At 62.5% G+C, this 13,910-nt stretch carries 11 protein-coding genes and 2 pseudogenes; 5 read left to right on the forward strand and 8 right to left on the reverse strand.

The annotated features are described in order from the left end of the window. Positions 1-34: 34 nt before the first annotated feature. The 3 genes and pseudogenes from ACQB61_RS20510 to ACQB61_RS20520 all read right to left on the reverse strand — a co-directional run bounded on the left by ACQB61_RS20510 (position 35) and on the right by ACQB61_RS20520 (position 2,890). Positions 35-1,089 (reverse strand): annotated as a pseudogene (locus ACQB61_RS20510) (patatin-like phospholipase family protein). Continuing rightward, entirely contained in the window at positions 1,089-1,871 is a 783-nt protein-coding gene (locus ACQB61_RS20515; RefSeq protein WP_430514116.1) for a 3-hydroxybutyrate dehydrogenase, read from the reverse strand. Before ACQB61_RS20515 ends, ACQB61_RS20510 begins: the two are co-directional and overlap by 1 nt. Before the next feature lie 152 nt (positions 1,872-2,023). After that, entirely contained in the window at positions 2,024-2,890 is an 867-nt protein-coding gene (locus tag ACQB61_RS20520) for a hypothetical protein (RefSeq protein ID WP_430514117.1), read from the reverse strand. 141 nt (positions 2,891-3,031) lie between these two features. Between ACQB61_RS20520 and ispG the strand changes: the two genes are divergently transcribed. Genes ispG through ACQB61_RS20535 form a run of 3 tightly spaced genes read left to right on the forward strand, consistent with a single transcriptional unit; the run spans position 3,032 to position 5,973 of the window. After that, on the forward strand, positions 3,032-4,300 hold the full coding sequence (gene ispG / locus ACQB61_RS20525; RefSeq protein ID WP_430514118.1) for a flavodoxin-dependent (E)-4-hydroxy-3-methylbut-2-enyl-diphosphate synthase: 1,269 nt from the start codon (positions 3,032-3,034) through the stop codon (positions 4,298-4,300). A gap of 42 nt (positions 4,301-4,342) precedes the next feature. Further along, positions 4,343-5,227: a pyridoxal kinase gene (pdxY, locus tag ACQB61_RS20530; protein ID WP_430514119.1), complete on the forward strand. Its 885-nt coding sequence runs from the start codon at positions 4,343-4,345 to the stop codon at positions 5,225-5,227. Then, on the forward strand, positions 5,224-5,973 hold the full coding sequence (locus ACQB61_RS20535) for a DUF429 domain-containing protein (protein WP_430514120.1): 750 nt from the start codon (positions 5,224-5,226) through the stop codon (positions 5,971-5,973). Before pdxY ends, ACQB61_RS20535 begins: the two co-directional genes overlap by 4 nt. 12 nt (positions 5,974-5,985) lie before the next feature. On the opposite strand, the gene ACQB61_RS20540 is transcribed toward ACQB61_RS20535, so the two are convergent. The 3 genes from ACQB61_RS20540 to ACQB61_RS20550 form a co-directional block, all read right to left on the reverse strand. Then, a complete protein-coding gene (locus ACQB61_RS20540) occupies positions 5,986-7,347 on the reverse strand; it encodes a L,D-transpeptidase family protein (RefSeq protein ID WP_430514121.1) in 1,362 nt (453 codons plus the stop codon). Positions 7,348-7,570: 223 nt separating this feature from the next. Further along, a complete protein-coding gene (locus ACQB61_RS20545; RefSeq protein WP_430514122.1) occupies positions 7,571-8,524 on the reverse strand; it encodes an acetyl-CoA carboxylase carboxyltransferase subunit alpha in 954 nt (317 codons plus the stop codon). A 209-nt stretch (positions 8,525-8,733) separates the two neighbouring features. Next, positions 8,734-9,600, reverse strand: a complete 867-nt coding sequence (locus ACQB61_RS20550) for a DUF3108 domain-containing protein (RefSeq protein ID WP_430514123.1) — start codon at positions 9,598-9,600, stop codon at positions 8,734-8,736. A gap of 377 nt (positions 9,601-9,977) precedes the next feature. On the opposite strand from ACQB61_RS20550, the gene rpmB reads away from it, so the two are divergent. After that, positions 9,978-10,274 carry a 50S ribosomal protein L28 gene (rpmB, locus tag ACQB61_RS20555; protein WP_430514124.1) on the forward strand — a complete coding sequence of 99 codons (297 nt, stop codon included), beginning with the start codon at positions 9,978-9,980 and terminating at the stop codon, positions 10,272-10,274. 15 nt (positions 10,275-10,289) lie between these two features. Continuing rightward, positions 10,290-10,966: pseudogene (locus ACQB61_RS20560) on the forward strand (VUT family protein). Between the two features lie 74 nt (positions 10,967-11,040). Here the strand turns inward: ACQB61_RS20560 and ACQB61_RS20565 are convergent. Both ACQB61_RS20565 and cobT read right to left on the reverse strand, forming a co-directional pair. After that, positions 11,041-12,009 (reverse strand): esterase-like activity of phytase family protein, encoded by a 969-nt coding sequence (locus ACQB61_RS20565; RefSeq protein ID WP_430514125.1) that lies wholly within the window; start codon positions 12,007-12,009, stop codon positions 11,041-11,043. Further along, entirely contained in the window at positions 12,006-13,907 is a 1,902-nt protein-coding gene (gene cobT, locus ACQB61_RS20570; RefSeq protein ID WP_430514126.1) for a cobaltochelatase subunit CobT, read from the reverse strand. Before cobT ends, ACQB61_RS20565 begins: the two co-directional genes overlap by 4 nt. Positions 13,908-13,910: the final 3 nt, after the last annotated feature.

Genomic DNA, 13,910 nt, shown 5'->3' on the forward strand with positions numbered 1-13,910 from the left:
TGGCAGAATGCAAATTCTGGTTAATCTCTATTAATCATTCGAACGCTGAGCGCAGATCGACGGTCGAGCGTTCGCCGACCGCATCATAGTTGCGCTCCACCCAATCAGCTGCCGTCTTGCGGCCGATGGAGAACAGTTCCTCGATGAAGGCCCATTCTGCGTTGGACTTGGAGGACGCCTGCAGCGGCTTTAGCGCTTCTCCGTCAATGCGGTGAAAGTTGACCTTCCTGTAGTCCTCTTCGTTCAGCTTGCCTTCATTCAGAAGGCGGAGCACGAACTCGATTGACCGCATTTCCCTCAGGAGCGTGGAGTTGAAGGTGATTTCGTTCATCCGGTTCTGGATTTCACGCGCTGTTCGGGGCGTCTCCTTGCGCTCGATCGGATTGATCTGCACCAGAAGCAGGTCCTGCGTGCCGGTTTCATAGAACAGCGGATAGAGCGGCGGATTGCCCATGTAGCCGCCGTCCCAGTAGGGCACGCCGTCGATCTCCACTGCCTGGAACACTTGCGGCAGACAGGCGGAGGCCATCACCGCATCGGCCGTCAGCTCGTCGCCGCTGAACACCTTGATCTTTCCGGTGTGCACATTGGTGGCCGACACGAACACTCGCACATGTCCGCAGGCGCGAACGGAGTCAAAGTTGATGATCTCCTTCAGCACCTCATGCAGTGGATTGATGTTGAGCGGATTGAACTCGTAGGGCGAGGCAAAGCGCGAGATCAGATCCATGGCAATGTAGCTCGGCGAGAAGTCGAGGCTCCATTGCCCGAGTGCCATGTCCAGCGGCGAGCGGCGGATCGGGCTTAGATAGGCGTGCTGGCTCACCTTCTGCCAGAAGGTCCGCAGGCGCTCCCTGGCGCCTTCGGTTCCACCCTCGTGCAGCCCGCAGGCCAGAGCAACAGCATTCATGGCGCCTGCAGAGGTGCCGCTGATGCCGTCAATCTCGAAGCGGTCGTCTTCCAGCAGGTAGTCCAGCACCCCCAGGTGAAAGCGCCGTGAGCGCCGCCTCCCTGAAGGGCCAGATTGATGACCTTGCGCCCCGGCGCTGACTTGCGCGGCGGGGCTTTCCGTTTGCGGGTTGCGGTCATTATTGTGCGGTCCAGCCGCCGTCGACGGGCAGAAGCGTGCCTGTGATGGACTTTGCCGCATCCGAGCACAGGAAGACGGCGACAGCTGCGACTTCTTCCACGGTGACAAATTCCTTGGTCGGCTGGGCCTTCAGCAGCACCTCGCGCTTGACCTCATCCTCGGTCATGTTGCGCGCCTTCATTGTATCGGGGATCTGGGCTTCGACCAGCGGCGTCCAGACATAGCCCGGGCAGATGGCGTTGACAGTGATGCCTTTTTCAGCCGCTTCCAGCGCAACCGTCTTGGTCAGCCCGGCAATGCCGTGCTTGGCGGCCACATAGGCGGACTTGAAGGGCGAAGCGACCAGCGCATGAGCCGAGGCCGTGTTGATGATGCGGCCCCAGCCACGGGCCTTCATGCCCGGCAGGGCAGCGCGGATGGTGTGGAAGGCGGAAGACAGGTTGATGGCGATGATCGCATTCCACTTGTCGACCGGGAACTCTTCGATCGGAGACACGTGCTGGATGCCGGCGTTGTTGATCAGAATGTCAACGCTGCCGAGTTCCTTTTCCGCAGTGGCAATCATGGCGGCGATTTCGTCGCCCTTGGTCATGTCGGCCGGAGAGTAGATGCAGCGGACGCCGAACTCTTTTTCGATGCCACTGCGCTCCGCCTCGATCTTGTCCTTGTCGCCAAAGCCGTTGATCATCACATTTGCGCCTTCGGCAGCCAGCGCCCGTGCATAGGCAAGGCCAATGCCGGAGGTAGACCCGGTGATGACGGCATTTTTGTTCTTCAGCATGACTTTCAGGCTCCCTGACCGAATTCAGGCAGCAGCTTCACATGAAGCTGCCTTGCACTGCAACAACGCAGTTGCGCTGATGCGGTTGCGTGACAAATCGGTAATGAAAGCCTGAGCTTTTGGCAGGGCGATACCCTGCCCGGCAGTTTCCGTCAGTGCTGGGCGAACATCGGATTGTCGGGGTTCTCCGCCCAGAGCCGCTCGGCGGCGTTCTTGTAGGCCACAGTCACGACAGCAAGACCAATGGTGGTCGTGATGATCTGCAGCAGCGTGCCGAACACGGCCAGAACAACGAAGCCAAGAACCACAGACCCGCCCATAAGGATCTGATAGCCGCCCGTGATGGCAAGGCCCATCACCAGGATCGCCGGGATGCTGAGAAGCAGCGTCGCCACGAACATCGGTCCGGCATAGCCCTTGCTGATGCGGAAGGCCTCCATCACCGGAAGGTGGTGGCCAACGGCGGAAGCCGGGACGATGAAGCTGATGCGGTACATCAGCGCAATGGTCAGCACTGTCAGCACGGAAATCAGCGCAATCATCATGACGTGCGGCACCACCTGGTTGAGCAGCATGGTAGCAAGAATGATGGCTGCGATAGGCGCGAGCATGATCAGGGCCGTCTGCACCATGCGCCAGAGCACACGCTGCTCGTAGACACCGAAACGCAGATGAATGAGGTTCGGCTGTTCCTGCAGCAGGCCATACCGGTGCCAGCCGCTGGCGATGGAAGCGCCGCTGACCAGCGCCAGCACGAAATTGATCAGCGTTACGAAAATGCCCAGACCCGGAATGCCTTCAGTTGCGCCTTCTATCGCGCTCACCACCAGCATGATGACCATCCACGCACCCGCGATGCGGAAGGCGATATTGATGTTCTGGCGGATCAGGATTGCTGACTGATGCAGAATATCCGAGTACATGGGGGCTCCAGTCTGGTCGCGAAGCTTGCAGGAAATGCCAAGTGCAATCATCAGGTCTATAGGCTGGTCCGGAGCTGGGGCGCAAGTGCTGTGCATCACAGTCTGCTGCCCTGATGTGCTGGATCGCGCCTTGCGTGCGGTTCTTGATTGCCCTTATGTGAGAGCCAATTTAATCAGGCCATGAAAAGCGCCCGTCCGCTGTGCGGGCGGAGGGTGAATACGAGGTTGGCTGATCCGATGAGCGAGTATGTCCCGATGCGCCTGCCCCGGCGCCGGTCGGTTGCCGTGCAGGTGGGTTCCGTGATGGTGGGCGGCGATGCGCCCGTTGTCGTGCAATCCATGACCAACACGGATACGGCGGACGCCGATGCCACCGTGGCGCAGGTCGCCGCGCTGGCGCGGGCCGGATCCGAACTGGTGCGCATCACGGTGGACAGGGACGAGTCTGCTGCTGCCGTGCCGCGCATCCGCGAGCGGCTGGACCGCATTGGCATCACCGTGCCGCTGATCGGCGATTTCCATTACATCGGCCACAAACTGCTGGCGGACCATCCGGCCTGTGCCGAGGCGCTGGCCAAATACCGCATCAATCCGGGCAACGTCGGCTTCAAGGCCAAGCGCGACACCCAGTTCTCGCAGATCATCGATATTGCCCAGAAATATGACAAGCCGGTGCGCATCGGCGTCAATTGGGGTTCGCTCGATCAGGAGCTTCTGACGAAGCTGATGGACGAAAATGCAGCCAGCGCTGCGCCGATTGCCGCATCTGCCGTCATGCGTGAGGCGATCATCCAGTCCGGGCTTCTGTCTGCGGAGCGGGCCGAAGGCCTCGGCATGGCACGCAACAAGATCATCCTGTCCGCCAAGGTCAGCAATGTGCAGGACCTCATCGCCGTCTATGCGGATCTGGCGGCGCGCTGTGACTATGCGCTGCATCTGGGTCTCACCGAAGCAGGCATGGGTACCAAGGGCATTGTCGCCTCGGCGGCCTCCATGGGCATCCTGTTGCAGCAGGGCATTGGTGACACCATCCGCGTGTCGCTGACGCCGGAGCCGGGCGGTGACCGGAGCAAAGAAGTGCAAGTGGCGCAGGAGTTGCTCCAGGTGATGGGTTTCCGCGCCTTCGTGCCGGTGGTGGCGGCTTGCCCTGGTTGCGGGCGCACCACGTCCACCGTCTTCCAGGAGCTGGCGAGCGACATTCAGGAGCATATCCGTGTGTCGATGCCGGTCTGGCGCGAACAGTATCCGGGGGTTGAGAATCTCAACGTCGCGGTAATGGGCTGTATCGTCAACGGGCCGGGCGAGTCCAAATTTGCCGATATCGGCATTTCTCTTCCGGGTACGGGCGAATCGCCCTCGGCGCCTGTCTTCATCGACGGTGAAAAGGTCATGACCCTGCGTGGGCCCTCCATTGCCGATGACTTCAAAGCCATGGTGCTCGGCTACATCGAACAGAAATACGGCTCGGGCAAGCCGCTTGAGTTGCCCTCCGCTGCGCAGGACTGAGTTTGCCCTGCCGGCCGCAGTGCTGAAACAGGAGTTGCCGGAATGCTGAATGCGGTGAAGGACGGCGGCGCAAAGCCGGCCATTCTGGTGATCACGTCACAGGTGGTGCGCGGCAGTGTCGGCGGGCGCGGCGCGGTTTTTGCGCTGGAGCGGCTGGGCTTTCCGGTCTGGTATCTGCCGACCATCCTTCTGCCCTGGCAACCGCTGGTCGGCCGCGGTCAGCGCATTGTTGCGCCAATGACGGATTTTGACGCCATTACCGCGGATCTGGCGGCGTCCCCTTTTCTGCCCGAAATAGGGGCGGTCATCACCGGTTATCTCGGCTCGCCCGAACAGGCCTCTGCCGTTGCCCGTCTCGTCAAGGCGCTGCGCAAGGTGCGCCCCGAAGTGACCTATCTCTGTGATCCGGTGATCGGCGATCTCGAAGGGCTTTACGTGCCAGAAGCAACCGCAGCAGCTATCCGTGACGAACTGGTGCCGCTGGCCGATATTTCAACGCCTAACCGCCATGAACTGGCCTGGCTGACCGGGCGGCCCACGGACACCGAGCTGCAGGCACTGTCCGCTGCGCGCCACCTCGGGCCTGAGCGTGTTGTTGTCACCTCGGCCCCGGCCCTGCGGCGCAATTCGATCTCCAACCTGCTCGTTGGCAAGCGCGGTGCTGTTGCGGCCGAACATGCGGCCATCGAAAACCCGCCGCACGGCACCGGGGATTTCTTCTCGGCCCTGTTCATGGCCCGTTTGCTGGAAGGCATGGATGAGGATGAGGCGCTGGTGCGTGCCGCAGCTTCCGTGTTTGAGCTGGTCGCCCGGACGGTGAAGCAGGAGGCTAACGAGCTGCTTTATGCTGCCGAACAGCAGGCTCTGTGCCGCCCCATGGCGCTTGTCAGCACCCGCCGTGTGATGGAGAGCGCCAGCGCGCGATGAGCGGGCTGCGTTCCTCTTCTCAGGCCAGACTGGTTGCCGGAGTTGATGGCTGCCCGGCGGGCTGGATTGCTGTTGTTCTCGAGGAGGCCCTGCAGGCGCCTCCTCAAGTGCTGGTGACGCCCCGGTTTGCGGATCTTCTGGTACATCTGCCCTGGCTTGATGTTCTTGCTGTTGATATGCCCATTGGCCTTCCGGACCGGATTGGTCCGGAAGGACGCGGACCGGAGAGACATGTGCGCCCGCTTCTGGGCACGCGGCAATCCTCCGTCTTCTCCGTTCCTTCCCGTGCTGCGGTCTATTGCGAGGACTACCGGGAAGCCTGCCGCATCGCGCAGGAAACGTCCGAGCCACCGCGCAAGGTGTCGAAACAGGCCTTTCATCTCTTTCCGAAGATTCGGGAACTGGACAAGGCGCTGGCCGGTGAGCGGCAAGAGCGGGTGTTCGAGGTGCATCCCGAAGTGGCCTTCTGGCGTCTCAACGGCGGCGCGCCCATGAGCCTGCCGAAAAAGATCAAGAGCCGCATCAATCCGGACGGCATGGACGAGCGCCGCGCCTGTCTGGCCGCTCACGGGCTTTCGCCGGCGTTCCTGTCACAGAAGCCGCCGCGTGGGGCAGGGGCGGATGATCTTCTCGATGCCTGCGTCAATGCAATCATGGCCCTGCACATTCTGGCAGGTCGGGCGGAGCCCTTCCCGAAAGACTTCTTGCGCGACAGCCAAGGCCATCGCATAGCCATCTGGGCGTAAGGTGCAGCCGGACTACGGCTTCACCTTCGGAGCCGTCGCGACGGACGTCAGGTCCACCTGAGGCGGTGTCGTGTCTTCCTCTTCCGAGCTGCCGAAGCTGAGCCAGCGTTTGAAGAAGCCAGGCTTCTGCTCTCCAGCCTGAGCCTCCGGGGCAAAGGCGGTTGCGGTCACATCCGTTGCCGCTTGCGATGCTGCGGAGGGGGCTGCGGCAGGGTTCGTGCCGGTGGCCGTTTGCGGCGTTCCCTGCGCATCGTCTGGCGCCGCCGTTGCTGGTGCCTGGGCCGGTTTTGACGCAAACAGGCTGGCAAAAACGCCGCCGGTGGAGCCTGCGGCCGCAGGCGCATCAGCGGGCGCTTCAGCCGTCCCGGGCTCCGCCGGTGCGTCTTGCGGAGCGTCTTCCGGCTTGTCATCACTGCCGAACTTCGGATTGACGATGGAGGCGATCAGGGCGGCGCGTTCCTTCGCCCGCTGTTCGCGCTCCGCCTCTTCGCGGATGTTGGCCATGGCCACTTCAAAGGCCTCGGCATCCTTCTTCTGCTTGGCTTCCACGGCAACACGGATGGCCTGCGGCACTTCATAGGCCGGGCATTTGGCCGTAGCGCGGAAGGGGACGTTGGCTATCAGCGGCTTTGCGTTGAACACATATTGCTTTTCGCAGACATCGATCTTCGGGGCCTGCTTCGTCACCTCGAAGTGGTCATAGCCCACCTTCAGCATGCGCCAGAAGTCCATGTGCGGGCTGTCATTGTGCCGGGCCATGTTCTCCGCCGTCATGCGGAAGGGGAAGGCCTGGACCTGAAACGACCTCTGCCCACCCTTGAAGCTGTCGCGGGCGAGTGAATAGATATCCTCGATCTGCGGATCGGTCATGGCATAGCAGCCACGCGATGAGCAGGCGCCATGGACCATCAGGTCCGTGCCGGTGCGGTTGTGAGACCGGTCATAGGCATTGGGAAAGCCGGTGTTGAAGGCAAGGTGATAGCTGGAGTTCGGGTTCATCAGCCCCGGCGTGATCTCGTAGAAGCCCTCGGGAGCCTGCCTGTCGCCTTCCTTGATCTTGGGGCCAAGCTCGCCGGACCATTTGCAGATCTCGTAGGTCTGCAGCAGGGCAAAGCGGCCTTCCCGGTTCTGCTTCCAGACCTCAAGCGTACTTTCTTCCTTGAAGATTCGGATCAGGATCGGGGACTTGGCGTCCATCTTCAGTTCGGTGAACTTCGCCTTGATGGCTGGGCGCACCTCGCGCAGATGCTTGGGGCCGAAGGCAACATAGTCGTCCCCCGACTGGCAGCCTGCAAGAAGCGTAGCCACAGCAAGGGCGCCTGCGAGGCGGATCACCTTGCGGCCCGGAATTTTCGGAAAGGCAATCACGCCCATCTGCCGTCACACCTGAAAGAGTATCTGCCCTCCCACTTAATTGAGGGCAGGCAAAGCCATCACCAGCACAAGGGTAAGGTGCCGCCAATGCTTCCGCAAGATGGCAGCATCGGGCTGGATCATGAATCACTGTTGAGAAAACGGGGGCAGGGAAGGGCCTGGCAAAACAAAACCGGCGCAGGCATCCCTGCACCGGTCTCAGAAGGCGACTTGTGCGCAGTTCTCAGAGGCTGCGGCCGATGGCGAGGAACTTGTCGCGGCGCAGCTTGCGCACCTGATCGGCGGACATGCCCTCGAAGGATTTCAGCGCCTCATCGATGGCCTTTCCGGCGCGGTCGATGGCCGTCTCGCGGGCGCGGTGTGCGCCGCCTGCCGGTTCCTCGATGATGCCATCGATGATGCCGAGCTTCAGGAGATCCTGCGCGGTGATCTTCATGTTCGTTGCCGCTTCCTGCGCCCTGGCGCTGTCACGCCACAGGATCGAGGCAGCGCCTTCCGGCGAGATCACGCTGTAGATCGCGTGTTCCAGCATCAGCACCTTGCTGGTGGCGGCAATGGCGATGGCGCCGCCCGAGCCGCCTTCACCGATGACGGTGGCGATGTTTGGTACGCCAAGGCTGAGGCAGCGGTCGGTGGAGCGGGCGATGGCTTCCGCCTGTCCGCGCTCTTCCGCGCCAAGGCCGGGATAGGCACCGGCGGTATCGACGAAGGAGAGCACCGGAATGCCGAACTGATCGGCAAGATCCATGATGCGCACCGACTTGCGGTAGCCTTCGGGGCGTGCCATGCCGAAATTGTGCTTGAGGCGGGTTTCCGTATCCGAGCCCTTCTCCTGCGCCAGAATGGCAACAGACTGGCCCCGGAAGCGGCCGAAACCGGCGATGATCGCCTGATCTTCAGAGAACTTGCGGTCACCGGCCAGCGGTGTGAAATCCTCGATGAGGCCCTGAATGTAATGCGCCGCATGCGGGCGGTCCGGGTGGCGGGCGACCAGCGTCTTCTGCCAGGGGGTCAGCTTGGAATAGAGCTCGTTGAGGGTCTGGCTGGCCTTGGCTTCGAGGCGGCCAACTTCCTCGTCCACGTTCACTGCTTCGCCGGTCGCTGCCAGCGCACGCAGTTCCTGGGCCTTGCCGATGATATCGGCGACGGGTTTTTCAAATTCCAGATAGCTGTGCATGAACCGTTTACCTGATGGCCGCTGCAGTCCTGACCGGAGGAGGCTGGACCTTCTGCGCGCCGTGTGTCCCGGGTCTAATGTTGTGGCGCGACACTGGAGAGCAAGACCCCATGAGTCAAGCGCGGCTGTATCAGGAGGTTAAAGATGGTGCAAGCAATCCCCGGCAAAACCGCCGGGGTTCATTCTGAAAAGCGCGGATTTGCGGCCTTTCAACGTGCGGCCTGATCCTGGCCGGCACCGTCAATATTCAGCTTCGTGGCTTCGACAACCATCTGGCCGCTCGCGGTTGGCATGACGATCTTGTAGGGAATGAGCACGTCATTGCGCCCCATCGGAGCCAGCCAGGCTTCCATCTGGGCCTCTTCCATCAACTTGACGGACTCCTTGCCCGGACGGTGTCCGGCGATTGCCTTCCAGCGTGCACCACAGACCACGACAGGCCCGTCATAGCCGCGGCCGGAAACCTGTTTGATCTCCTTGTATTCCATCTGGATGTCGAAGCGGGTCCAGCCATCAAACACAGGGAGCTTGCGCTTGCAGGCGGCAGGTCCAAGCGCTTCCTTGCCCGCGGCGACCGGCATCACGGCGGCGCTCAGCGGGTCCATGGCATTCTGCTGGTGCTTCTTGGTGATTTCGATGCGGTCGGGCACCGGCTTGAAGGGCGGGGCGGCTTCCGCCTCGCGGATGTTGCCGGAGCCCTGGCTCATCAGCACGTAGAAATCGCGGTTGGCCGCTTGTGAGGCCATGGAATATTTGGAGGGCACCACCTTGCCGCCCACCAGCCAGCCGGTGGCCTCAGCCCCGCCGCGCCCGGTCGAGAACAGGCTGCCGATCCCGGCAGGCTCAAGCCCGACCTTGGCGGAATAGGCATTTCCCTGCAAAATGATGGACATACTGCCTTTGCCGATGACGAGGCCTGCGACAGTGATATCATAGAGCCCGCCAATGCGGGCGGTCTTGGCATTGGCGTCAGCGGACGCCATCGAAAGGGGCAGGGCGGCGGCGCAGGCAAGGGCAAGCGCACGAAGGGTGGCGGGCAAGGTTCCGGCCTTTCTGCTCACTACATATCTCGACACGTCGAACCTCCTCGGCACCTTGTCAGGTGCCCGGTGACAACCTCTGCCAGCAGGAGCTGCCGCCCCGTCGCTGCCTGCCTGGCGAATACTTTCTCATGCGGCCCCGGCGCGGTTGGCGCGCAGCACACGGCATCATGATGCCAATTGTTCGGCGGTATGGTAACTGCTTGGTTAATTTCCGGCATCCTGCATCGGATTTTGCAGCTTTCGCTTTCCTGAGGCGGTGAAGCCTTGACGCTGACCGCCAAGGCCAGTATAGGGAGCCAGATTTTTCCGAAATGAGCCGGTTTTGATGTTGCCGGACCTCGCGGTCCGCTCCATACCGGCTGTAACCGTACCGGGTCCCAGCGGCCCCGGCCAGTAAAAAGGGTGATCCAATGGCACGCCGTTGCGAGCTTTCCGGCAAGGACGTCATGTCCGGGAACAATGTTTCCCACGCCAACAACAAGACCCGTCGCCGGTTCCTGCCGAACCTGTGCAACGTTTCCCTCATCAGCGACACGCTGGGTGAGACGTTCAAGCTGCGCATCAGCGCCCATGCCCTGCGCTCGGTCGAGCACCGCGGTGGCCTGGATGCCTTCCTTCTGAAGGCCGCCGACTGCGAGCTGTCCAACAAGGCACGCCTGATCAAGGCCGAAGTCAAGCGCCGTCAGACTGCCGCTGCTGCGGCCTGATTTGGCTCTTGCCGGATGAGCAAGACAAACGCCATTTCCAATGGTGATATCGCCATCGCAGTGCTTGCGATGGCGATTGTCGTTGTGGCCTCCAATTTCCTGGTCCAGTTCCCTGTTGAGGGAACGGTGGGCGGCCTTCAGCTGGCCGACCTGCTGACCTGGGGTGCCTTCACCTATCCGGCTGCTTTCCTTGTTACCGATCTCACCAACCGGCGCTTCGGCCCTGCGGCTGCGCGCCGGGTGGTCTATGCCGGTTTCGTGCTGGCAGTTGCCCTCTCGGTAATCCTTGCCACCCCCGCCTTGCCGTAGCTTCGGGATCTGCCTTTCTGGTGGCCCAGCTTCTCGATGTGACGCTGTTCAACCGCCTGCGCCGTGCGGTCTGGTGGAAGGCGCCGATCGTGTCGTCGGTCATCGGTTCTCTGGTTGATACGCTGATCTTCTTCTCGATCGCGTTTTCGCCGCTGTTTTCCGGGCTTCTCGGCTATCACGATGACTTCGCTGTCGAAAACGCGCCGCTCTTTGGCATCTTTGCCGCAGAACTGCCGCGCTGGATTTCCTGGGCGCTGGGTGATCTGACGGTGAAGCTGGCCGTGGCGCTCTTCCTGCTGGCGCCTTACCGCATGCTCTTCGCCTTCATCCGGCCTATGCCGGACGCGGCTCCAGAGACCGGTACTGCGCCGCTCGTGCGCTGATTTTCAGTTTTCCAGCCTGAACCGCAGCAGCAGCGTGCGCTGAAGCAGTGAGCGGTTGTTGTCTGACATGAGTGTCAGCACCGTATGGCCGCCCGCATCCTTGTGGACGGCGAGCGCTTCCATATTGTCGATATCGTGTGATGGCCCTGACTCCAGCAGGATTTCCCCTTCAGCTTCGTGCCGGGGCGGATTTCGCTGCCCTTGAACCGGCGCAGGCGCATGCCGATCCAGTCCTTCATGTTGAAGCGTCGCTCCAGCAGCAGAAGATCGCCATTTGGCAGAAATTCCGCGTCGGTTGCGTCGAAACCGGACGATTGCTCGATCTCGAAACTGCCGGCCAGCGGCCCGCCGATGATGAAGCCGGGCAGGGTTCCCCGCGCTGCATCCGGATTGCGCTCGCCAACGGCCACAAGGCCGCCCTTCAGCGGGCTGGAAAGGGCCGAGCCTGCCAGCGCCTCTGGCCCCTTGTTGCCGCGCAGATTGCGGAAGCCTGCCGGTGTCTCCACCTGTGACAGGGCCTTTGCCTTGCCGGAGGTGAGCGGCCAGGCAAAGCGGTAGATGCGGTTGACCCGTTCGACGCTGACGAAAAGTTCGGTGCGCTTGCCGTTGATGCCTAGGGTCATGCCCTCGGTGTCCCAGGCCTTCGTCTTCTGCAGGATCGCGCCCTTGGGGTCGAGTGCCTGAGCCGTCCGGGCTGACGTTATGGCCAGCGGACGGCCATTCGCGTCCTGCTGAAGTTCAAAGGCGATCCAGCGCGCATCGTCGGTGGCCGCAAGATAAGAGCTGCCACCCTCAAGTGCGATCAGGGCAGAGATGCCGCCGTATTTTTTGGCAGGCAGCGATAAGTCCAGTCCGCCCAGAAAGGTGAGCTTTCCGAAACGGTTCACATCGCTGCCGCGCTGGAACTGTGTGATGGGCCGCGTGCGGATGGACAGGCTGTCCCCGTCCTGCAACAGCGGTGCAGCACAAGCCACGCCAATGCCTGAAGCAGGCGTCAGCGCCAGCAGGATGGCGGCTGAGGCCGCCAGCCAGCTCTTCTTCATGCGCGCTTGCGCCGTCCGCGCTGCGGCACAGCGCCCACATTGGTGTCCTGGAACAGGTCGGCGAGCTGGTTGGTCATGGCGCCCGCCAGTTCCTCCGCATCGACGATGGTCACCGCGCGTGAGTAATAGCGCGTCACGTCATGGCCGATGCCGATGGCGATCAGTTCCACGGGCGACCGGTTTTCGATCTCATCAATGACGAAACGCAGGTGCCGCTCCAGATAGTTGCCCGGATTGACCGACAGGGTGCAATCGTCCACCGGCGCGCCATCGGAGATCATCATCAGGATGCGGCGGTTTTCCGTCCGCGCCAGCAGGCGGCGGTGTGCCCAGTCCAGAGCCTCACCGTCGATGTTCTCCTTCAGCAGGCCTTCGCGCATCATCAGGCCAAGGTTGCGCCGGGCCCGCCGCCAGGGAGCATCTGCGGCCTTGTAGATGATGTGGCGCAGATCGTTGAGGCGGCCGGGTTGCGCGGGCTTTCCGGCGGCAAGCCAGGCCTCGCGGGACTGGCCGCCCTTCCAGGCCTTGGTGGTGAAACCGAGGATTTCCACCTTCACGCCGCAGCGCTCCAGCGTGCGGGCCAGAATATCGGCGCAGGCAGCAGCCACGGTGATCGGACGGCCGCGCATGGAGCCGGAATTGTCCAGAAGCAGCGTCACCACCGTGTCGCGGAAATTGGTGTCGCGCTCCTGCTTGAAAGCCAGCGGCTGCATGGGGTCGGTCACCGCGCGGGTCAGGCGCGCGGTGTCGAGGATGCCTTCCTCTAGATCGAAATCCCAGGACCGGTTTTGCTGTGCCATCAGCTTGCGCTGCAAGCGGTTGGCAAGCCGGGCCACGGCGCTCTGCAGGTTGACGAGCTGCTTGTCGAGGAAGGCGCGCAGGCGGTCGAGTTCAGCCGCATCGCACAGGTCTTCCGCCGTCACCACCTCGTCGAAGCGGGGCGTATAGACACGGTAGTCGGAGACGGGACGGTTGCTGAGAGGCGCTTCGCGGCGCTGGTTCTCGCCGGGCTCTTCCGCATCCGCGTCGAGGTCTTCCTGATCCATTTCCATGGAATCGGATTCGGAGGCTTCGGTATCTCCGGCCTCCATCTCCTCGCCGGTCATCTCCGTTTCCTGCGGCAGGCTCTCTTCGCCGCCGGTGTCTTCCTCCGCATCGCCGCCGGTCTCGGCGTTGTCGCTGTTGCCCTGGTCGTCGCTTTCTTCCGGGTCGTCGTGCTCGTCGTTCTCGTTTCCGGCCTCATCGGCCATGTCGAGCGCCTTCAGCACGTTGCGCATCTGTCCGGCAAAGGCAGCCTGATCTTCAAGGCGTGTGACGAGACGGTCGAGATCGTTGCCAGCCTTCTGCTCGATCCAGCCGCGCCACATGTCGACAAGCTTGGCCGCGCTTGCCGGCGGCGGGGCGCCGGTCAGGCGCTCGCGGATCATCAGCGACAGGGCATCCACCAGCGGCGCTTCCTCGCGGCTGGTGACATCGGCAGAGCCCAGGCGGACGTATTTGTCATCCAGCATGGCGGCAAGATTGCTGGCAACGCCGGGCATGCGGGCAGCACCCACCGCCTCGCAACGGGCCTGCTCCACCGCATCGTAGATCTGCCGCGCATCGGGAGCTTTCGGCGCATGGCGCTGATGCACCTTCACGTCATGGCAGGCCATGCGCAGGGCCATGGAATCACCCAGGCCGCGGGTGATCGTCAGCTCCCGCAGGCCGGGCTTGCGCGCCGGCTCAGGCAGGCGCGCCGCATTGGGGGCAAGGCCCGGGCGGTCACCGGAGAAGATGACCTCCAGCTCCGCATTGCCTGCAATGGCACGCATGGTGCCTGTGAGAGCCTGCTTGAAGGGCTCGGTGGGCGACTGCCCCTTGCCCCCGGCTCCGCTGTTGCTGCCCGGACCTGCCATTGG

The sequence above is a fragment of the Pannonibacter phragmitetus genome, assembly GCF_050510895.1.
GTDB classification, from domain to species: domain Bacteria; phylum Pseudomonadota; class Alphaproteobacteria; order Rhizobiales; family Stappiaceae; genus Pannonibacter; species Pannonibacter phragmitetus_B.

Bases quoted from the DNA above. Each gene is read 5' to 3' on its own strand.
- ACQB61_RS20535 (WP_430514120.1), top strand. From the start codon at position 5,224: ATGAGCGGGCTGCGTTCCTCTTCTCAGGCCAGACTGGTTGCCGGAGTT.
- cobT (WP_430514126.1), bottom strand. From the start codon at position 13,907: ATGGCAGGTCCGGGCAGCAACAGCGGAGCCGGGGGCAAGGGGCAGTCG.
- ACQB61_RS20540 (WP_430514121.1), bottom strand. From the start codon at position 7,347: ATGGGCGTGATTGCCTTTCCGAAAATTCCGGGCCGCAAGGTGATCCGC.
- ACQB61_RS20565 (WP_430514125.1), bottom strand. From the start codon at position 12,009: ATGAAGAAGAGCTGGCTGGCGGCCTCAGCCGCCATCCTGCTGGCGCTG.
- ACQB61_RS20515 (WP_430514116.1), bottom strand. From the start codon at position 1,871: ATGCTGAAGAACAAAAATGCCGTCATCACCGGGTCTACCTCCGGCATT.
- pdxY (WP_430514119.1), top strand. From the start codon at position 4,343: ATGCTGAATGCGGTGAAGGACGGCGGCGCAAAGCCGGCCATTCTGGTG.
- ispG (WP_430514118.1), top strand. From the start codon at position 3,032: ATGAGCGAGTATGTCCCGATGCGCCTGCCCCGGCGCCGGTCGGTTGCC.
- rpmB (WP_430514124.1), top strand. From the start codon at position 9,978: ATGGCACGCCGTTGCGAGCTTTCCGGCAAGGACGTCATGTCCGGGAAC.
- ACQB61_RS20520 (WP_430514117.1), bottom strand. From the start codon at position 2,890: ATGCACAGCACTTGCGCCCCAGCTCCGGACCAGCCTATAGACCTGATG.
- ACQB61_RS20545 (WP_430514122.1), bottom strand. From the start codon at position 8,524: ATGCACAGCTATCTGGAATTTGAAAAACCCGTCGCCGATATCATCGGC.